Genomic DNA, 19,684 nt, shown 5'->3' with positions numbered 1-19,684 from the left:
GCCACGTCCCCGGTTCCCCCCGCCCCGACCATCCCTTTCCCGAGGTACGTACGACATGACCCAGCCGCCCCCACCCGCCCAGCAGCCCGGCGAGCCCCCGAAGGGCGGGTTCGGCGCCCCGCAGGACCCGCCGCCCGGCGGATTCGGCGCGCCGCCGCCCTCCCCGCACGGGACGCCTCCGCCTCCGCCGCCGCAGGCCCCGGCTCAGCAGCCCCCCGGTCCGTACGGCGCACCGCCCCAGGCCCCTCAGCCGCCCCAGCCCCAGGCGCCCCAGCCCGATGCCCCGCAGCAGCCCGACGCCCCGCAGCAGCCCGCTGCCGGGCCCGCGTACGGGTACCCGCAGGGGCAGCCCCACCCGCAGGCCCAGACCCAGCCCGGGTACGGCTTTCCGCAGGGGCAGCCCGGGTACGGCTACCCGAACACGCCGACCCCCTCGCAGCCCGGCCAGCCCGGCTACTTCGGCCAGCCAGGCCCCGGGCAGCCGGGATACGGCTACCCGACGCAGCCCCAGTACGCGCAGCCGCAACCGCCCCAGGGCGCCGGCGGCGGCAAGAAGATCAGCGCCCAGGCGAAGATCATCATCGGGGCGGCTCTGGCCGTGGTGCTGATCGTCGGTGCCGGGATCGTCTACTCGGCGTCCGGCGACGGCGGCGGCACGAACGTCTCCACCGCGGGCCCCACCGGCGGTAGCGGTGGCAACGGCGGCGGCGGCGACAAGGGCGAGGGCGGCGGTGGTCTCGCCGGAGGCACCGAGAAGGTGCCGGCCTCCACCAAGTCGCACGTCGCCTTCCAGATCCCCAAGCCGAAGGTCTCCGACGTCACCACCGTCTACGGATCCTGGGTCACCGACAAGGCGTACGTGAAGACCGGCGTCTACGAGGTGGCCGGGTACGACCTGGTCAAGGGCACCAAGCTCTGGTCGATCCCGACGGCGGGGCAGGTCTGCGCGGCCTCCCGGCACATGACGAAGGACTTCAAGACCGCGATCGTCTTCCAGGAGGGCAAGCCGACCTCGGCGGACAAGTACCCGTCCTGCGACAAGCTCGGCGCGCTCGACCTGAACACCGGCAAGATGATCTGGTCGAAGTCGGTCGTCGCCTCCTCCAACGGTGACGAGCCGGTGAGCTTCGAGGAGGTGACGGTCAGCGGCACGACCGTCGCCGCGGGGGGCACCGACGGCGGCGCGGCCTTCGACATCGGCACCGGAGCCCAGCTCTGGGCTCCGAAGGTCTCCACCGACGACTGCTACGACACCGGATACGCCGGCGGCCCTGCGCTCGTCACCGTCCGCAAGTGCGGTTCGTACGACGACCCGACGCTCTCCGTCCAGACCCTGGACGCCAAGACCGGCGCCCCGCTCTCCTCGTACGAGATGCCGCCCGGCGTCGACTACGCGGGGGTCGTGTCCACCGAGCCGCTGGTCGTCGCCGCCGACATCGGCGACACGGCCGGCGACGGCTCCAGCATCTCCGACTACTTCTCCATCGACTCCGGGACCGGCAAGCTGATCGTCCGGATCTCCGCGGACGCCGAGCGGTACGCGGGGGAGTGCGGTTCCACCGAGGTGGAACGGTGCGTCGGCATGACGGTCGGCAACAACCGCCTGTACGTGCCCACCGAGTCCCACGAGGGCACCGCCGAGTTCGGCGACACCAACGAGATCGTGGCCTTCGACCTCACCACCGGCAAGCTGCTCGGTACGCGTGCCGACGCCGGCGAGCGGTACAGCATGATCCCGCTCCGCATGGACGGCACCAACGTCATCGCGTACAAGGTGCCCCCGTACGACAAGGGCGGCCAGGTCGTCTCGCTCGACGGGGCCACCCTCGAGGAGACGGTGCTGATGGAGAACCCCAGCACCGAGAAGACCCGGGACGCGGAGACGTACTTCGGCTACGACCGCGGGGAGTTCCTGTACGAGAAGGGGCGGCTCTTCCTGTCGCCGAACATTCTCAGCGAGTCCAGCGGGACCGACGACGACCGGCTTCTCGCCATGGCGTTCACCACCGGCTGACTCGCCGCCGGACGTCGTCCGGACGCCGCACGAAGGCCCCGCCGGCCGGAAGCAGACCGGCGGGGCCGATCGTTTTCCGTCAACCCCGTGACATCCGAAGCAGAAGAAATCGGCCTTCTGGGGGGCTTCTGCCACGTATGGGCGCCACGGCGTCGAACAAGCGTGTAGCTTGCCGGGTCTAGGCCGGGGGGCCGACGGTCGTGGCACACCTGCGCACGGCGGTTCACGGCGGTACTGGGGGTATCTGCGCGATGAGCGTGCGGCTCATGGTGGTCGACGACCACCGCCTGTTGGCCGAGGCGCTCGCCTCGGCACTCAAGCTCCGGGGGCACCGCGTGCTCGCGGCCACGGCGCCGACTTCGGGCGCCGCCGACCTGGTCATAGCCAGGGCCCCGGAGGTCTGTCTGTTCGGGACGGCCTCTCCCGCCGCGCCGGGCGCCTTCGATCCGATCCAGCGGATCGGACGCGAGCGCCCGCAGGTGGCGGTGGTGGTGCTGGGCCCGGTGCCCAGCCCCCGGGGGATCGCGGCGGCCTTCGCGGCCGGAGCGGCCGGATACGTCCGGCACGACGAGCGCATCGAGGGTGTGGAGCGGGCCATGATGAAGGCCAGGGCGGGTGAGGCGTCGGTGGCGCCCGCCCTGCTCAGGGGGGCCTTCTCGGAGCTGCTGCACCCGGTGGAGAAGCCCGACGACGAGGGCCAGCGGCTGCTGCGGCTGCTGACGCCCCGCGAGGCCGAGGTGCTGGTACGCGTCGCCGAGGGCGAGGGCACCCGGCTGATCGCCGCCGGGATGCGGATCGCGCCGAGCACCGCGCGCACCCACGTCCAGCGGGTCCTGATGAAGCTCGGGGTGGGTTCCCGGCTGGAAGCCGCCGCGCTCGCGGCCCGTACCGGGTTGCTGGACCGGGCGGTCGTCCACACGGCGATGGGCGCGGCGCGCGAGCCGGGGTACGACACGGCGCAGGGGCCGGACGCACCCTGAGTGGCGGGTGGGTCCGGCCCCTGCGGGGGCCGTGGGGGGAAGCGCGGTGCCGACCGGTCAGTGACCGGCGGGGCCGCCCGGCTCGATGGGCTCGACGGGGGCCTGCGTCGGGCGCAGCCACATCCAGACCAGGAACAGCAGTCCGAGGACCAGCATCGCGAGGCCGGTCCAGAGGTTGATGTGGACGCCCTCGGCCTTCTTGAGGTCGGCGTCGGACGGGTTGATGCCCGCGATGGTGACGATGACTCCGTAGACCACGAAGAGACCGCCGATGATCCGCCTGATGTCGAAGAGGCGTGCCGCCGTGGCGGACTTGCTCTCCAGGTCGGAGACTTCCTTGTGCAGCTCGGACATGGTGGTTCCTCCGATCAGAACGAGTAGGGGATGTAGCAGGCGGCGGCGATCACGATGGCGCCCCAGCCCAGCAGGGCCGGCTTGCGGTACCACGCGGAGTCGGACTCCTCCGGCACCTCGGGTGCGTCGGGGGACTCGGTGCCGTAGACCAGTCCGGCCAGTTCGGCTTCCGGCTTGGGGGCCGTGAAGAGGGTGACGACGACCATGACGACCGCACCGGCGACGAAGCCGACGATGGCGGAGACGAAGTTCGCGCCCTGGTCGGTCGGGATGCCGATGATGCCCTGCTTGTAGAAGACGAAGTAGTTGACCATCGCCGCGGTGGTGCCCGCGACCAGGCCCCAGACGCCGGACTTCATCGACGCCCGCTTCCAGAACATGCCGATGATGAAGACCACGAACATCGGGACGTTGAAGAAGGAGAACAGCGTCTGCAGGTAACTCATGATGTTCGTGAAGCTCGACGCGATGAACGCGGTGCCGATCGAGGCCAGTACGCCGACGGCGGTGACGAGGCGGCCGAACTTCAGGTAGTACGCGTCCGGCTCGTCCTTCTTCACGTACCGCGCCCAGATGTCCGTGGTGAACACCGTGTTGAACGAGGAGACGTTGGCGGCCATACCGGCCATGAAGGCGGCCAGCAGGCCGGTCACGGCGATGCCGAGGACACCGTTCGGGAGCAGTTCGCGCATCAGCAGCGGGATGGCGTCGTTGTACGTCAGGTCCGAGCGGTCGGTGCCGATGTTCGGGACGACGACGGCGGCGACCATGCCCGGGATCATCACCAGGAAGACGATGAAGATCTTCGGGAACGCGGCGATGAGCGGGGTGCGCTGCGCGGCCGAGAGGTTCTTCGCGGAGAGGGCGCGCTGCACCTCGGCGAAGTTGGTCGTCCAGTAGCCGAAGGAGAGGACGAAGCCGAGGCCGAGGATGATCGTCAGCCAGTTGGCGCCCAGCGCGTTGCTGTCACCGATGCCCGTGTCGCTCCAGGCGGACATGAAGCTGGAGCCGTGGCTCTTCTCCAGCGAGTGGGTCAGACCGTCCCAGCCGCCGACCCGCTTGAGACCGAGGATGGTCAGGGGTATGAGCGCGGCGAGGATGACGAAGAACTGGAGCACCTCGTTGTAGATCGCCGAGGAGAGTCCGCCGATGGTGATGTAGAGGAGGACGAACACACCGGCGACGACGATCGCGACCCAGCGGTCCCAGCCCAGCAGCGCTTCCACGACGATCGAGAGCGCGTACAGGTTGACGCCGGCTATCAGGATGGCGGCGAAGGCGAACAGGGCCGAACTCAGTACGTGGGCCGACTTGTCGAACCGCTGGAGGAGGAACTCCGGGACGGAACGGACCTTCGAGCGGTAGTAGAACGGCATCATCACCAGGCCGAGGAAGACCATGGCGGGGATGGCACCGATCCAGTACCAGTGGACGACGGAGACACCGTACTGCGCGCCGGTCGCCGCCATGCCCAGGATCTCGGTGGCACCGAGGTTGGCGGCCACGAAGGCCAGGCCGGTGACCCAGGCGGGCAGGGAGCGGCCGGACAGGAAGAAGTCGAGGCTGGTCTTCACGCTGGCGCGAGCCGCGAAGCCGATGCCGAGGACCACGACGAAGTAGATGGCCAGGATCGTGTAATCCAGGCCGTTCGTGGGGAGCCGGAGCCCTTCAGCCAGATAGTTCATGGGGGGTACTCGCTTCGTTGCGCGAACTGAACCTGATGAAACCTACGCCCCCGCGTTCAATAACTGAACAAAGCAACTGGTGTTCTTTGTTTGATCGTGATGCACGGGGGTGAAATGACCTGATGTAAAGAACCAGGTATCCACTTAAGCAAACACAGAGGAACAACTTGTCTACAAAGAGTTACGTCATTGACGCTCCTGTTTGATTGTGGTTAATTGTGTTTAGTTATGTTTGGAGGAACCTGGTGAAGAAGACGGCAACGACCCTCGCCGACGGTCGGGAACTGATCTATTACGACTCCGCCGAGGGCACCGTGCGTGACGCGGTGGACCGCAGGCCGCTCGACGCCGTCGCCACCTCGTCCGAGGTCCGGCGTGACCCGCTCCTCGGGGACTCGGTGGCCATCGCGTCCCACCGCCAGGGCCGCACCTACCACCCGCCGGCCGACGAGTGCCCGCTCTGCCCCTCCCGGGACGGGCGGCTCAGCGAGATCCCCGACGACGGTTACGACGTCGTCGTCTTCGAGAACCGCTTCCCCTCGCTCGCCGGTGACTCCGGCCGCTGCGAGGTCGTCTGCTTCGCCTCCGACCACGACTCCTCCTTCGCCGACCTCACCGAGGACCAGGCGGCCCTCGTGCTGGCGGCCTGGACCGACCGCACCGCCGCTCTCGCCGAGCTCGACCAGGTCGCCCAGGTCTTCCCCTTCGAGAACCGCGGCGCCGAGATCGGTGTGACTCTCGGTCACCCTCACGGCCAGATCTACGGGTACCCCTTCGTCACGCCCCGAACCGAAATGATGTTGCGTTCCGCCGTCGCCCACCGCGAGGAGACCGGACGCAACCTCTTCGAGGACGTCGTCGCGCGTGAGATCGCCGAGGGCGACCGGATCGTCCTCACCGGCGAGCACTGGGTCGCCTTCGTGCCGTACGCCGCCCACTGGCCGTACGAGGTGCACCTCTACCCCCGTCACCGTGTCGCCGACTTCCGTGACCTGGACGACGCGGCCCGCGCGGAGTTCCCGCAGATGTATCTGGAACTCCTGAGGCGCTTCGACCGGATCTTCGGCCCCGGTGAGCCCCCGACCCCCTACATCGCCGCCTGGCACCAGGCGCCGTTCCGCGCCCCCGGTCGCGAGGAGCTCGCCCTCCACCTGGAGCTGTTCACCATCCGTCGCACGCCCGGCAAGCTGAAGTTCCTCGCTGGATCGGAGTCCGGCATGGGAGCGTTCATCAACGACGTGCCGCCGGAGACCGCGGCGACGCGACTGCGAGAGGTAGCGAGCAAGTGAGCAACAGCACCCCGAAGAAGTACCTGGTGACCGGCGGCGCCGGTTACGTGGGCAGTGTGGTCGCCACCCACCTGCTGGAGGCCGGGCACACCGTCACCGTGCTCGACGACCTCTCCACGGGCTTCCGGGAGGGCGTCCCGCAGGGGGCCGAGTTCATCGAGGGCCGCATCCAGGACGCCGCGAAGTGGCTCGACCCCTCCTACGACGCCGTCCTCCACTTCGCCGCGTTCTCGCAGGTCGGCGAGTCCGTCGTGAACCCGGAGAAGTACTGGCTCAACAACGTCGGCGGCACCACCGCGCTGCTCGCCGCGATGCGTGACGCCGGGGTGCGCACCCTGGTCTTCTCCTCCACCGCCGCCACCTACGGCGAGCCGGTCTCCAGCCCCATCACGGAGACCGACCCGACCGCGCCCACCAACCCGTACGGCGCGACCAAGCTGGCCGTCGACCACATGATCACCGGGGAGGCCGCCGCCCACGGGCTGGCCGCCGTCTCGCTCCGCTACTTCAACGTGGCCGGCGCGTACGGGAACACCGGCGAGCGCCACGACCCCGAGTCCCACCTCATCCCGCTGGTCCTCCAGGTCGCCGCGGGAGAGCGCGAGTCGATCAACGTCTACGGCGACGACTACCCCACCCCCGACGGCACCTGCGTCCGCGACTACATCCACGTCGCCGACCTCGCCGAGGCCCACCTCCTCGCGCTGGGCGCCGCCACCGCGGGCGAGCACCTCATCTGCAACCTGGGCAACGGCAACGGCTTCTCGGTCCGCCAGGTCATCGAGACGGTCCGCGAGGTCACCGGCCACCCGATCCCGGAGACCGCCGCCCCGCGCCGGGCCGGCGACCCCGCCGTCCTCGTCGCCTCCGCCGCCACCGCGCACGAGCGCCTCGGCTGGACGCCGAGCCGTCCCGGCCTGGCCGGAATCGTCGCCGACGCCTGGGCGTTCGCCCGCCGAGAGGAGAACACCGCATCATGACCGAATCCACCACCGCCGTCACCGACGCCGAACTCGCCGCCTCCTTCCGCGTGCTGTACGGCAGCGAGCCCGAAGGCGTCTGGGCCGCCCCCGGGCGCGTCAACCTCATTGGCGAGTACACCGACTTCAACGACGGCTTCGTCATGCCGCTCGCCCTCCCGCACGTCGCCCGTGCCGCCGTCGCCCGGCGTACCGACGGGCAGCTGCGCCTGCACTCCACCGACGTCCCCGGTGGCATCGTGCAGCTCTCCGTCGACGGCCTGACCCCGAACGAGGGCCACGGCTGGGCCGCGTACCCGGCGGGTGTGGTCTGGGCGCTGCGCCGGGCCGGGCACGAGATCACCGGCGCGGACATCCAGCTCACCTCCACCGTGCCGACCGGCGCCGGGCTCTCCTCGTCCGCCGCCCTCGAGGTGGTCGTCGCCCTCGCCCTGAACGACCTCTTCGGCCTCGGTCTGAGCGCCGCCGAGCTGGCGGTCCTCGGCCAGGCCGCCGAGAACGACTTCGTCGGCGTGCCCTGCGGCGTCATGGACCAGATGGCGTCCGCCTGCTGCACCGACGGCCACGCCCTCCACCTCGACACCCGCGACCTCACCGTGCGCCAGGTGCCCTTCGACCTGGCCGCGCACGGGCTGCGGCTGCTCGTGGTGGACACCCGCGTCAAGCACGCGCTGGGCGACGGCGCGTACGCCGAGCGCCGGGCCGGCTGCGAGGAGGGCGCCCGCCTTCTCGGACTGGGCAAGCTGCGCGAGCTCGCCCACGGGGACCTCCCCGAAGCCCTCGCCCGGCTGGAGGCGGCCGGCGCGGACGAGTCCGTCGTCCGCTACGTACGCCACGTGGTCAGCGACAACGCCCGCGTCGAGCAGGTCATCGCGCTGCTCGACGCCGGGGACGTGCGCGCGGCGGGCCCGGTGCTCAACCAGGGCCACGTCTCGCTCCGCGACGACCTGCGGGTCTCCTGCGCCGAGCTGGACCTCGCCGTGGCGACCGCGAACGCGGCCGGCGCGCTCGGTGCCCGCATGACCGGCGGCGGCTTCGGCGGATCGGCGATCGTGCTGGTCGAGGAGTCCGACGCCGAGGCGGTCACCAAGTCCGTGCTCGACGCCTTCGCGGCGACCGGCCACGCGGCCCCGGGCGTCTTCGCCGCGGTCCCCTCGCAGGGAGCGCGTCGCCTGGTCTGACCGGCCCGCCCGCACCCCACCCGCGTGAACGAGCGCCGGGACCGGCCCCACGGGCCGTGTCCCGGCGCTCCGCCGTTCCCGCGACCTCCGTGTCCGAGTGCAGAATGCGCCCTCATTCGTCCACTTCCGTCCCACGACGGGACAGGAAGCACCCTCCGAACGCCGGGGACGGTCACTTCCGCGGAATCGGCTTCCCGTCCACCCGTACGCCCGTACGCTGATGCGCAGCACCGGTGGGGGCCGGTGCCGTTCAGGGCCGAGACGGACGGTGCGGCACCCGGGCACGGACGGCGGCTCGGTCCGCGCGGCGGGGCCGTGCGGACGGTTCCTCCCTCCGCGGGGCCGGGCGTCTTGACCGCCCCGATGTGTTCTCACCCGGGTCCGGCCTCAGGACGGTGGCCCGGGACCGTTCCACTGGGGGGTAGACGTGGCCCGTATCCGGGTTCTCGTGGTTGACGACCACCGTATTTTCGCCGAATCGCTCGCCGCGGCGCTCGCCGCCGAGCCGGACGTGGACGTGGCCGCCGCAGGCAGCGGCCCGGCGGCACTGCGCTGCCTCGACCGTGCCGCGACCGAGGGCCGCGCCTACGACGTGATGCTGGTCGACGCGGAGCTGGGCGGCGGGCCCCCGGTGGGCGGGGTCCCGCACCAAGGGGGCCCGGTCGACGGGATCTCGCTCGTCGCGGGGGTCCGCGAAGGGCGTCCGGGCGTTCGCACGGTGGTGCTCGCCGAGCGGGACGACCCGCGTCGGGCGGCGGCGGCGCTCCAGGCGGGGGCCTGCGGCTGGGTCGCCAAGGACTGTTCCCTGCAACGCCTGTTGGCGGTCATCCGCGGAGTGCTGCGCGGCGAGACCCATCTGCCGCCGGCCCTGCTCACCGGTGTGCTGCGGGAGTTGACGGCCGCGCGCAAACACCGCACGGAGAGCGAACTGCTGGTGGAGTCGCTGACCCCGCGCGAGCGGGAGGTGCTGCGCTGCATGGTCGCGGGGCTGGGGCGCAAGGCGGTGGCGGAGCGGCTCTACCTCTCGCCGCACACGGTCCGGACCCACATGCAGAACGTCCTGGGCAAACTCGGGGTGCACTCGACGCTGGCGGCCGTCGCCCTGGCCCGCAGGGCGGGCGTGGGTCCGGTCGACCTGACGTCCGAAGTGGTGGTGCTAACCGGGGACGTTGTCGAACGGGGCAGTCAACTGGCGTAGCAGGTCGGCGAGTTCGCCGCGCTGGCGCGAGGAGAGCTCGCCGAGGATGGCACGCTCCTGGTCGAGCAGCCCGGCCAGCGACTGGTCGGCCTTGTCGCGCCCCTCGGCGGTCAGCCGGACCAGCACCCCGCGCCGGTCGTTGGGGTCGGGGAGGCGCTCCACCAGGTTCTTCTTGGTCAGCCGGTCGATGCGGTTGGTCATCGTGCCCGAGGTGACCAGGGTCTGCGTCAGCAGCTGGCCGGGGGAGAGCTGGTACGGGGCGCCGGCCCGGCGCAGCGACGTGAGGACGTCGAACTCCCAGGGCTCCAGGCTGTGCTCGGAGAACGCGATGCGGCGGGCCCGGTCGAGGTGGCGCGCCAGGCGCGACACGCGGCTGAGGACCTCTAGTGGTTCCACGTCGAGGTCGGGGCGCTCGCGGCGCCATGCTGCGACCAGACGGTCGACCTCGTCCTCCATGTCGATCAGTGTAGAGGGTCCCTCGACATGAAGTCTCTTGATTCCGAGTGTCTTGACGTCAAGATACTTTGGGTCGATGCTGGAGGCATGAGCGAATCCGTCTGGGACCCCGGCCAGTACCTCCGCCACGCGGAGCACCGGACGCGCCCGTTCCTCGATCTCCTCGCCCGGGTCGGCGACCTCCCCGGCGGCCCCCGCCCCCGCATCGCCGACCTCGGCTGCGGCCCCGGCAACGTCACGACGCTCCTCGCCGACCGCTGGCCCGGGGCCCGGATCACCGGGTACGACAACTCCCCGCAGATGCTGGAGCGGGCCCGTGCCCACGCCACCGCCACCCTCGACTTCGCCGAGGCGGACGTGTCGGCCTGGACCCCCTCGGAGCCGTACGGCCTGATCGTCTCCAACGCCCTGCTCCAGTGGGTCCCCGGCCACGCCGACCGCTTCCCCATCTGGCTGGACGGCCTCGCCCCCGGCGGCACCCTCGCCTTCCAGGTGCCCAGCAACTTCCAGGCCCCCAGCCACGCCCTGATGCGCGAACTCGCCGAGTCCCCCCGCTGGCACGACCGCCTGGGCGGTCTCCTCCGCCACGAGGACGCCGTCCTGGAACCCGCCGCCTACTACGACCGGCTCACCGCCGCCGGGTGCACCGCGGTGGACGTCTGGGAGACCACCTACCTCCAGGTCCTGCACGGCGACGATCCGGTGCTCGACTGGGTCAGGGGCACCGGTCTGCGCCCGGTCCTGGCCGCACTCGCCGACGATTCCGAAGCCCTCGACGCCTTCCTCGCCCAGTACCGGGACCTGCTGCGTGCCGCCTACCCGCAGCGCCCGCACGGCACCGTCTTCCCGTTCCGGCGGATCTTCGCCGTCGCCCGGACGGGGGAGGCGTGAGCGCCGCACTCCCGGCGCACCGCCGTTTCCGCGGCGCGGACGCCGGGTGACCGGCGAAAAGCCCTCGACGGAGCGCCCCGCCCCGGCGCAGGCTCCGTACCCATGACGACGAAGCGGTCCCTGGTCCTGATGTCCGCCCGGAACAACGCCGACTGGTGCGCGGTGATGGGCCGCACCCACGGGGTGCCGGGCGAGTTCGGGGCGCAGGCCTGGACGGCGCCGGTCCGCACGCCGCCCTACTACCCCGACGCGGTGACCCTGGTCCCCGGCGCCGATCCGGCCGAGGTCACCGGGCGCATCGACCTCTCCGCCCCCGGCGCCACCGTCAAGGACAGCTTCGCCGATCTCGACCTGACGGCGGCCGGCTTCCGGGTGCTGTTCGAGGCCGCGTGGATCCACCGACCGGCCGGCCCGCCCGCCGCCTTCTCCGGCGCTCCGTGGGAGGTGGCCGAGGACCCGGACGCGGTACGCGCCTGGGCACACGCCTGGGACGACGGCGGCGGCGACGCGGACCTCTTCCGGCCAGCCCTCCTCGACGACCCCGGCACCTTCCTGCTCGCCGCCCGCGCCCCGGACGGCCGGATCACCGCAGGGGCGGTGGCGAGCCGCAGTGAGGGCGTGCCGGGCGGGGGCGTGCTCGGCCTGTCCAACGTCTTCGCCCGGGACGGAGGCGCGGACGCCGCCTGGCCCGGGGCCCTGGACGCGGCGCACCGGCTCTTCCCCGGGCTGCCGGTGGTCGGCTACGAACACGGCGAGGAGCTCGACACCGCCCTGCGCCACGGCTTCACCGCCACGGGCCCGCTGCGGATCTGGCTGCACGGCTGACAGGCTCCTCGCTCGCTGCATCCTGCTGCGTTCCGCACGGGTGAACGCTCCTCCGCCGTGCGACGCACCGCATCCGACCCCGCTCACCGATCCACCACGAATCGCCGGGCGGCCCTTAAACTGGGGCCAGGAGGTGCCCTGTGACGGTCATGGAACACCGGCCCCAGATGCGGTCCGAGGAGTTCGAGCGCATTGCCGCAGCCGCCGAGCGCGAGGGCGTCCGCATGGAGTTCGTCCACGGCAGGCTGAGGGTCAAGGCCGTGCCCGACGGCGACCACGACGAGATCATCCGCTGGCTCACGCGGCGCTGTATGCAGCACCGCCCCGAACTGTGGCTCTACCCCGAACGCGGCCTGAAGATCGAGACCTACCGCAACGGCAACGCCAAGCCCGACGGCGCGCTCGCTCCCGAGGGGGCCTTCGCCGGCCAGGGCGAATGGGCCTTCCCCGATCAGGTCCTGATGATCGTCGAAGTCACGTCCTACGACGCCGACACCGACAAGCGGGACAGGGAAGAGAAGCCCGCCGCCTACGCCGAGACCGGCATCCCGGTGTATGTGCTGATCGACCGCGACGCCTGCGAGGCCCTCGTGTACAGCGAGCCCGACGCCGGCTCCTACACCAAGATCCTGCGCCGCCCCTTCGGCAAGACCATCGAGATCCCCACGCCCGTCGGCTTCACCCTCGACACCGAACCCCTCAAGGACTGGGTGCGCTGACCGCCCGCACGCCCGCATACGGCGAAGGGGTCCCGCCACGTGAGTGGGGGACCCCTTCCGCGTAGGTACGCGACCGCGTCTCAGCTCTTGCGGTGTCCTATCAGCCGGGGCTTGGACTCCAGGTTCTCCAGGCCGTGCCAGGCCAGATTCACCAGGTGCGCCGCCACCTCCGCCTTGCGGGGCTTGCGGACGTCCAGCCACCACTGGCCGGTGAGGGCCACCATGCCGACCAGCGCCTGCGCGTAGAGCGGGGCCAGCCGCTGGTCGAAGCCCCGGGCCTTGAACTCCATGCCGAGGATGTCTTCCACCTGCGTGGCGATGTCGCTGATCAGCGAGGCGAAGGTGCCCGTCGACTGGGCGACCGGCGAGTCCCGGACGAGGATGCGGAAACCGTCCGTGTACGTCTCGATGTAGTCGAGCAGCGCGAACGCCGCCTGCTCCAGCAGCTCACGCGGGTGCCCTGCGGTCAGTGCGCCCGTCACCATGTCCAGCAGCTGGCGCATCTCCCGGTCGACCACGACGGCGTACAGGCCCTCCTTGCCGCCGAAGTGTTCGTACACCACCGGCTTGGAGACCCCGGCGCGTGCCGCGATCTCCTCCACGGAGGTCCCTTCGAACCCCTTGTCGGCGAAGAGGGTGCGGCCGACGTCCAGCAGTTGTTCGCGCCGCTCTTTCCCGGTCATCCGGACCCGCCGGGTCCGGCGTGCGGGGGGAGGGCTGCTCTTCTCGCTGCTCGTGCTGCCGTCGGTCGCCACGGTGACCATCATGCCGCGTCGGCGGGCACGGCCTCGCGCCGGGACTCCTTGCGTCGTGAGTCGATGCGGTCGGCGTCCGGCCACCGGACGTCGTACGCCCAGCCGAACTGTTCGAACCAGCGGATCAGCCGGGCGCTGGAGTCGATCTGTCCGCGCATCACCCCGTGCCGGGCGCTCGTGGGGTCCGCGTGGTGCAGGTTGTGCCAGGACTCACCGCAGGACAGCACGGCCAGCCACCACACGTTCCCCGACTTGTCGCGGGACTTGAAGGGGCGCTTGCCGACCGCGTGGCAGATCGAGTTGATCGCCCAGGTGACGTGGTGCAGCAGCGCCACGCGGACCAGCGAACCCCAGAAGAACGCCGTCGCCGCGCCCCACCAGGACATCGTCACCAGACCGCCCACCAGCGGCGGGATACCCAGCGAGATGATCGTGAAGGTCAGGAAGTGACGCGAGATCGCCCTTATGGCCGGGTCCTTGACCAGGTCGGGGGCGTACTTCTGCTGCGGGGTCTGCTCCTCGTTGAACATCCAGCCGATGTGCGCCCACCACAGGCCCTTCATCAGGGCCGGCAGGGTTTCGCCGAAGCGCCACGGCGAGTGGGGGTCACCCTCGGCGTCGGAGAACCGGTGGTGCTTGCGGTGGTCGGCGACCCACCGCACGAGCGGGCCCTCCACCGCCAGCGAACCGGCGACGGCCAGCGCGATGCGCAGCGGGCGCTTCGCCTTGAAGGAGCCGTGCGTGAAGTAGCGGTGGAAACCGATCGTGACGCCGTGGCAGCCGATGTAGTACATCGCCACCATCAGCCCCAGATCGAGCCAGCTGACGCCGTGGCCCCAGGTCAGCGGCACCGCCGCCACCAGAGCCGCGAACGGCACCACGATGAAGAGCAGCAGCGCGATCTGTTCGATCGACCGCTTGCTGTCGCCGCCCAGCGTGGCGGAGGGGAGTGGATCGGAAGCAGGCCCTGGTGTCGGTGGGTCCGGCTGGTCGGCCAGATCGGGGCTGATGGTCATGTGGTCCCCCGGGGGGTGAGGAGAACAAATCGGAATCGGCCTTGGCTACGGGACCGTAACCTACGGGATCGTAAGTACTGCAGTGACGCGGCCCACACCACCAGACCACGTTCCGTGCGCCGTTCGTGGTATCTCCTGCCCCCGTACGGGTAAAGCCTGTACGGCTCCGGCCGTCGTATGCCCCCGCCGTCCCACCCTGTGAGGCCACCGGACGCGCCGACGCCGGTGCCACATATCCTTGGAAGGGTCGGACAGCGCGGTCCGCACCCCGCTCGTCCCGGGGGCGGCAACAGCACGCTGCGGCCGTTGGCCCCGGATTCGTGCTCAACCACTGCAAGGAGCCGCACACTGTGAGCAGTGCCGACCAGACCCCTGCCGCCAGCAGCCCCGAACTGCGGGCCGACATCCGACGCCTCGGCGACCTGCTGGGCGAGACCCTGGTACGCCAGGAGGGCCCGGAACTCCTCGAACTCGTCGAACGCGTTCGCGCCCTCACCCGCACGGACGGCGAAGCGGCGGCCGAGCTTCTCGGTGACACCGATCTGGAGACCGCGGCGCAGCTCGTGCGCGCCTTCTCCACCTACTTCCACCTGGCCAACGTCACCGAGCAGGTGCACCGCGCCCACGAGATGCGCGACCGGCGTGCCGCGGAGGGCGGGCTCCTCGCCCGTACCGCCGACCGCCTCAAGGACGCCGACCCCGAGCACCTGCGCGAGACGGTCAAGAACCTCAACGTGCGGCCCGTCTTCACGGCCCACCCCACCGAGGCCGCGCGCCGCTCGGTGCTGAACAAGCTCCGCCGCATCGCCGCCCTGCTGGAGACGCCCGTCATCGAGGCGGACCGGCGCCGCGTCGACCTGCGGCTCGCGGAGAACATCGACCTCATCTGGCAGACCGACGAGCTGCGCGTCGTCCGCCCGGAGCCGGCCGACGAAGCCCGTAACGCCATCTACTACCTGGACGAGCTGCACACGGGCGCCGTCGGCGACGTGCTCGAAGACCTCTCCGCCGAACTGGAGCGCGTCGGCGCCCCGCTGCCCGAGGGCACCCGCCCGCTCACCTTCGGCACCTGGATCGGCGGCGACCGCGACGGCAACCCCAACGTGACGCCCGCCGTCACCTGGGACGTGCTGATCCTCCAGCACGAGCACGGCATCACCGACGCCCTCGAACTCATCGACCACCTGCGCGGACTGCTCTCCAACTCCATCCGCTACACGGGTGCCACCGAAGAGCTGCTCGAATCGCTCCAAGCCGACCTGGAGCGCCTCCCCGAGATCAGCCCGCGCTACAAGCGGCTGAACGCCGAGGAGCCGTACCGGCTCAAGGCCACCTGCATCCGCCAGAAGCTCGTCAACACCCGCGAGCGCCTCGCCAAGGGCACCCCGCACCGCGCCGGTTGCGACTACCTCGGCACCTCCGAGCTCCTCGCGGACCTCACCCTCATCCAGACCTCGCTGCGCGAGCACCGCGGCGGCCTCTTCGCCGACGGCCGGATGGACCGCACCATCCGTACGCTGGGCGCCTTCGGCCTCCAGCTCGCCACCATGGACGTACGCGAGCACGCCGACGCCCACCACCACGCCCTCGGCCAGCTCTTCGACCGGCTCGGCGAGGAGTCCTGGCGTTACACCGACATGCCGCGCGACTACCGGCAGAAGCTCCTCGCCAAGGAGCTCCGCTCGCGTCGTCCGCTCGCCCCGACCCCGGCTCCGCTGGACGCGGCGGGCGAGAAGACCCTCGGCGTCTTCCACACCATCAGGGAGGCGTTCGAGCGCTTCGGCCCCGAGGTCATCGAGTCGTACATCATCTCGATGTGCCAGGGTGCCGACGACGTGTTCGCGGCGGCGGTCCTCGCCCGCGAGGCGGGTCTCCTCGACCTGCACGCCGGCTGGGCGAAGATCGGCATCGTCCCGCTCCTGGAGACCACCGACGAGCTGCGCGCCGCCGACGTCATCCTCGACGAGATGCTCGCCGACCCGTCGTACCGACGTCTGGTCTCGCTGCGCGGCGACGTCCAGGAGGTCATGCTCGGCTACTCCGACTCCTCGAAGTTCGGCGGCATCACCACCTCCCAGTGGGAGATCCACCGCGCCCAGCGCCGACTGCGCGACGTCGCCCACCGCTACGGTGTACGGCTGCGCCTCTTCCACGGCCGCGGCGGCACCGTCGGCCGCGGTGGCGGCCCCTCGCACGACGCGATCCTCGCCCAGCCCTGGGGAACCCTGGAGGGCGAGATCAAGGTGACCGAGCAGGGCGAGGTCATCTCCGACAAGTACCTCATCCCGGCGCTCGCCCGCGAGAACCTCGAACTCACCGTCGCGGCCACCCTGCAGGCCTCCGCCCTGCACACCGCGCCCCGCCAGTCCGACGAGGCGCTGGCCCGCTGGGACGCGGCCATGGACACCGTCTCCGACGCCGCCCACTCCGCGTACCGCCGGCTGGTCGAGGACCCGGACCTGCCCGCGTACTTCCTCTCCTCCACCCCGGTCGACCAGCTCGCCGAGCTCCACCTGGGCTCGCGTCCCTCGCGCCGCCCCGACTCGGGCCTCGGCCTCGACGGACTGCGCGCCATCCCGTGGGTGTTCGGCTGGACCCAGTCCCGCCAGATCGTCCCCGGCTGGTTCGGTGTCGGCTCCGGCCTCAAGGCCCTGCGCGAGGCCGGTCTCGACACCGTCCTGGACGAGATGCACGGCCAGTGGCACTTCTTCCAGAACTTCCTGTCCAACGTCGAGATGACGCTGGCCAAGACGGACCTGCGGATCGCGCGCCACTACGTCGACACGCTCGTCCCCGACGAGCTGAAGCACGTCTTCGACGTCATCGAGGCCGAGCACGCCCTCACCGTCCAGGAGGTCCTGCGGATCACCGGGAACACCGAGCTCCTCGGCACCAGCCCGGTCCTCCAGCAGACCTTCGCCATCCGTGACGCCTACCTGGACCCGATCTCCTACCTCCAGGTCGCGCTCCTCAAGCGCCAGCGCGACGCGGCGGCGGCCGGCGAGGAAGCGGACCCGCTCCTGGCCCGCGCGCTGCTGCTCACCGTCAACGGCGTGGCGGCGGGTCTCCGCAACACCGGCTGATCCAGCGGTACGTGACGCATCAGGCGCCCTTGTCCGGACCAGTGGTCCGGGCGGGGGCGCCTTCGTGTCGCGGGGGCGCCGGACGTCACCCGTCCCGGCCCGACCGGGGTGCGGCCTTCGCCGGTACGGGGCTGCCAGGGCCGACGGCGCGGGGCGGCACCGGCCGGCCCTGCCGCCCCGCGCTCAAGACTCCACGCTCAAGACTCCACGCTCAAGGCCCCCGCGCTCAAGGCCCCCGTGCTCAAGGCCCCGCGCTCAAGGCCCCGCGGGGGCCCCGCCGCAGGCCCGTGCTCAGGGAAAGTAGAGGGCGAGTTTGTCCAGCGTGTGGCGCGTGAACAGGCCGCCGTAGCCGGTCCCGCCCCGGTATGCCGAGGTTAGCGAGGCGCCGGGGGCGGCCTCGACCGTGAGGGGGCGGCTGATCAGTGTCGTGCCGAGGAGGCGGGCGTCCTGGGCCGCCCACTGGGCCGCCTCGGGCCGCACGCGGGTGCTCACCAGTGCGGGGAGCACCTGTGCCACGTTGCGGGCGCCGGGTATGCCTCCGCGCGCGCTCTTCGCGTAGCTCATGGCCCACCCGGTGAACTCGTTCAGGATGGCCACGTCGATCTCGGGAACGGCCGCCGCGAAGACGAACATCTCGACCCTCGTCCCGAACCAGCGGGCCTTGCGATCGGCGCGGTAGGCGGTCAGCGACGGGTGCCCCTTCCAGTCCGACGACCTCACGGTGCAGCCGTCGGCCGTCAGTCGTCGGTTGAGTGCCGCGAGGTAGGTGGCAGCCGCGTCGGCGGTCGGTTCGGGCGCAGGCGAATTCATGCGCGGATTCTCCAACGCCCTTGGCACGCAAGGGAAGAGGGGCGCGCCCGGACGACGTGGGCGGCACCGTCCGTCCGGCGTTTTCCTCCTGCGCCCGCACCCGGGGGCAGAATGTCGCGGCGGTACCGGGCGCTGTCCCCTACAACGCCAGGAACGTCGCCACCAGCAGCGTCGCCCCCGCGACCCCGGCCGTCCACGCCGTGCGGGTCAGGCGCAGCCCGCCGCCCAGGACCAGGGACGCCAGGATCAGCGCGCCTCCCAACGGCAGCCACGCGTGCAGGAATCCGGGGACGCCGGTACGTACGGCTTCGGCGGTGCCGGGCTTCAGCACCACCGGGAACGCGTCGCCGCGTTGTGCCGCCACCGAGCGCGTGACGATCACCCCCGAGCGCGGCGGGGACTGGGTGTCCGGGGCGTACGTACCGGTGCAGGTGTCCTCGCCGCAGCCGGTCACGGTCAAGGTGCCGTGTTCGCGGCCCTTGGCCAGGATGATGTGGTGCGCGGTCTCCCACGACGCCCACCCGCCCGAGACGAGCAACAGCAGGGTGACCAGGGCCATCGCGCCGGTGCGGCCGATCAGGGCCGCGTGCTGGGAGGGGGTCCGCTTGTCCATGGGGGCCGATCTTTGGGCAGAACGATGCCCTTGGTCAACTTGCCGCCTGAAAGAGATGGGGAAGCGGTGAGATTGTCGGGAGTTGGGCGTTCTCGGGACCGATCCCCCTCCCTTGCCGTCAGCCGATCCGGAGCCCCAGGTACTCCCGCAGCGCATCCGCCTGTTCGGGCGTGGCCAGCACCATGATGCTGTCGTACGTCGCGTGCGGCTCGCGCGGAAAGTCCACGGACCGCCACGTACGGGGGGCGTCGGGGTGAACGGTCCGGGCCACGGCCTCGCAGGCGGCGAGGTGGTCGAAGTAGTCGTCCGCGAAGTGTTCGGCACGGACGGACACGTGTACGCCGTCCCGGTCGAACTCCAGCAGGTCCGCTCGTCCGTCCGCGAACCCGCCCTCGCCCGGCACCAGTTGCACGTCCCGGACGGCGGCGTCGGCGATCCGCGCGGCCCGTACCAGGAGGGCGGCGTAACCCTCGTGGAGGGAGTCGATGTCGTCACCGTGGACCGAGACCGCCGCGCCGAAGTCATCGAGGGCGCGGGCCGTTTCGTACGGAGTCAGCGTCTCCTGCGCGTATCCGGAGGCGGCTTCGAGGGCATCGCACGCCTCCGCCTCCGTCACCATCCCCGTGGCAACCAGAAGGGCCCCCACGCGCGTGCGGGTGATCGACGAGGTGTGCGGCATGGGCGGAGATTCTGCCAGTCCCCCGTGATCCGTGCGACGACGGTCGAGGGGCGGGACGACCCGCTCCGAGCCGCTGGGAAGTGAAGCTCCGGAGCCCGTGACACGATTTCGTGGATGCCCGTCGGGGGCGCGCGACCACGGAGGGCCGGAGGCCGG

General features: G+C 71.1%; 18 protein-coding genes. 10 read left to right on the top strand and 8 right to left on the bottom strand.

Annotation, left to right across the window (positions count from 1 at the left end):
- The first annotated feature begins 55 nt into the window (after positions 1 to 55).
- Together ACFWEP_RS01225 and ACFWEP_RS01220 are read left to right on the top strand one after the other, a co-directional pair.
- Positions 56 to 2,014 (top strand): PQQ-binding-like beta-propeller repeat protein, encoded by a 1,959-nt coding sequence (locus tag ACFWEP_RS01225; protein ID WP_387363586.1) that lies wholly within the window; start codon positions 56 to 58, stop codon positions 2,012 to 2,014.
- Positions 2,015 to 2,265: 251 nt separating this feature from the next.
- The gene (locus tag ACFWEP_RS01220) at positions 2,266 to 2,994 is read left to right on the top strand and encodes a response regulator transcription factor (protein ID WP_387363583.1); all 729 of its coding nucleotides are present in this window, start codon (positions 2,266 to 2,268) and stop codon (positions 2,992 to 2,994) included.
- Positions 2,995 to 3,051: 57 nt separating this feature from the next.
- On the opposite strand, the gene ACFWEP_RS01215 is transcribed toward ACFWEP_RS01220, so the two are convergent.
- The gene (locus ACFWEP_RS01215; protein ID WP_387363580.1) at positions 3,052 to 3,348 is read right to left on the bottom strand and encodes a hypothetical protein; all 297 of its coding nucleotides are present in this window, start codon (positions 3,346 to 3,348) and stop codon (positions 3,052 to 3,054) included.
- Between the two features lie 14 nt (positions 3,349 to 3,362).
- The gene (locus ACFWEP_RS01210) at positions 3,363 to 5,033 is read right to left on the bottom strand and encodes a sodium:solute symporter family protein (protein ID WP_387363577.1); all 1,671 of its coding nucleotides are present in this window, start codon (positions 5,031 to 5,033) and stop codon (positions 3,363 to 3,365) included.
- A gap of 245 nt (positions 5,034 to 5,278) precedes the next feature.
- Here ACFWEP_RS01210 and galT point away from each other — a divergent pair, with 245 nt between their 5' ends.
- From galT to ACFWEP_RS01190, 4 genes are all read left to right on the top strand, one after another.
- On the top strand, positions 5,279 to 6,322 hold the full coding sequence (galT, locus tag ACFWEP_RS01205; RefSeq protein WP_387363574.1) for a galactose-1-phosphate uridylyltransferase: 1,044 nt from the start codon (positions 5,279 to 5,281) through the stop codon (positions 6,320 to 6,322).
- Complete coding sequence (gene galE, locus ACFWEP_RS01200) at positions 6,319 to 7,302, top strand: UDP-glucose 4-epimerase GalE (RefSeq protein WP_387363571.1); 984 nt, start codon at positions 6,319 to 6,321, stop codon at positions 7,300 to 7,302. The genes galT and galE overlap by 4 nt, the downstream gene beginning before the upstream one ends.
- Complete coding sequence (gene galK / locus ACFWEP_RS01195) at positions 7,299 to 8,483, top strand: galactokinase (RefSeq protein WP_387363567.1); 1,185 nt, start codon at positions 7,299 to 7,301, stop codon at positions 8,481 to 8,483. The genes galE and galK overlap by 4 nt, the downstream gene beginning before the upstream one ends.
- 427 nt (positions 8,484 to 8,910) lie before the next feature.
- Positions 8,911 to 9,681: a DNA-binding response regulator gene (locus ACFWEP_RS01190; RefSeq protein WP_387363564.1), complete on the top strand. Its 771-nt coding sequence runs from the start codon at positions 8,911 to 8,913 to the stop codon at positions 9,679 to 9,681.
- Here ACFWEP_RS01190 and ACFWEP_RS01185 read toward each other — a convergent pair.
- Positions 9,640 to 10,137 carry a MarR family winged helix-turn-helix transcriptional regulator gene (locus ACFWEP_RS01185; protein ID WP_387363561.1) on the bottom strand — a complete coding sequence of 166 codons (498 nt, stop codon included), beginning with the start codon at positions 10,135 to 10,137 and terminating at the stop codon, positions 9,640 to 9,642. The genes ACFWEP_RS01190 and ACFWEP_RS01185 overlap by 42 nt on opposite strands.
- 87 nt (positions 10,138 to 10,224) lie before the next feature.
- Here ACFWEP_RS01185 and ACFWEP_RS01180 point away from each other — a divergent pair, with 87 nt between their 5' ends.
- From ACFWEP_RS01180 to ACFWEP_RS01170, 3 genes are all read left to right on the top strand, one after another.
- The gene (locus ACFWEP_RS01180) at positions 10,225 to 11,028 is read left to right on the top strand and encodes a trans-aconitate 2-methyltransferase (protein WP_387363558.1); all 804 of its coding nucleotides are present in this window, start codon (positions 10,225 to 10,227) and stop codon (positions 11,026 to 11,028) included.
- A gap of 102 nt (positions 11,029 to 11,130) precedes the next feature.
- Positions 11,131 to 11,853, top strand: coding sequence for a hypothetical protein (locus tag ACFWEP_RS01175; protein ID WP_387363555.1), 723 nt, complete (start codon positions 11,131 to 11,133; stop codon positions 11,851 to 11,853).
- A gap of 149 nt (positions 11,854 to 12,002) precedes the next feature.
- Positions 12,003 to 12,572, top strand: coding sequence for a Uma2 family endonuclease (locus tag ACFWEP_RS01170; protein ID WP_387363676.1), 570 nt, complete (start codon positions 12,003 to 12,005; stop codon positions 12,570 to 12,572).
- 80 nt (positions 12,573 to 12,652) lie between these two features.
- On the opposite strand, the gene ACFWEP_RS01165 is transcribed toward ACFWEP_RS01170, so the two are convergent.
- Positions 12,653 to 13,339 (bottom strand): TetR family transcriptional regulator, encoded by a 687-nt coding sequence (locus ACFWEP_RS01165; protein WP_387363553.1) that lies wholly within the window; start codon positions 13,337 to 13,339, stop codon positions 12,653 to 12,655.
- Complete coding sequence (locus ACFWEP_RS01160; protein ID WP_387363550.1) at positions 13,336 to 14,343, bottom strand: acyl-CoA desaturase; 1,008 nt, start codon at positions 14,341 to 14,343, stop codon at positions 13,336 to 13,338. The genes ACFWEP_RS01165 and ACFWEP_RS01160 overlap by 4 nt, the downstream gene beginning before the upstream one ends.
- A gap of 350 nt (positions 14,344 to 14,693) precedes the next feature.
- On the opposite strand from ACFWEP_RS01160, the gene ppc reads away from it, so the two are divergent.
- The gene (ppc, locus tag ACFWEP_RS01155) at positions 14,694 to 17,426 is read left to right on the top strand and encodes a phosphoenolpyruvate carboxylase (RefSeq protein WP_387363547.1); all 2,733 of its coding nucleotides are present in this window, start codon (positions 14,694 to 14,696) and stop codon (positions 17,424 to 17,426) included.
- Between the two features lie 291 nt (positions 17,427 to 17,717).
- On the opposite strand, the gene ACFWEP_RS01150 is transcribed toward ppc, so the two are convergent.
- The 3 genes from ACFWEP_RS01150 to ACFWEP_RS01140 form a co-directional block, all read right to left on the bottom strand.
- Positions 17,718 to 18,236, bottom strand: coding sequence for a hypothetical protein (locus ACFWEP_RS01150; RefSeq protein WP_387363544.1), 519 nt, complete (start codon positions 18,234 to 18,236; stop codon positions 17,718 to 17,720).
- Between the two features lie 139 nt (positions 18,237 to 18,375).
- Positions 18,376 to 18,849: a hypothetical protein gene (locus ACFWEP_RS01145; protein WP_387363541.1), complete on the bottom strand. Its 474-nt coding sequence runs from the start codon at positions 18,847 to 18,849 to the stop codon at positions 18,376 to 18,378.
- Between the two features lie 118 nt (positions 18,850 to 18,967).
- On the bottom strand, positions 18,968 to 19,528 hold the full coding sequence (locus ACFWEP_RS01140; RefSeq protein ID WP_387363533.1) for a hypothetical protein: 561 nt from the start codon (positions 19,526 to 19,528) through the stop codon (positions 18,968 to 18,970).
- Between the last annotated feature and the right edge of the window lie 156 nt (positions 19,529 to 19,684).

Origin of the sequence: Streptomyces sp. NPDC060198, from assembly GCF_042728415.1 — a bacterium.
GTDB lineage: Bacteria > Actinomycetota > Actinomycetes > Streptomycetales > Streptomycetaceae > Streptomyces.
The sequence above is the reverse complement of the archived record's forward strand: the minus strand, read 5'-3'. Positions and strand labels throughout refer to the sequence as shown.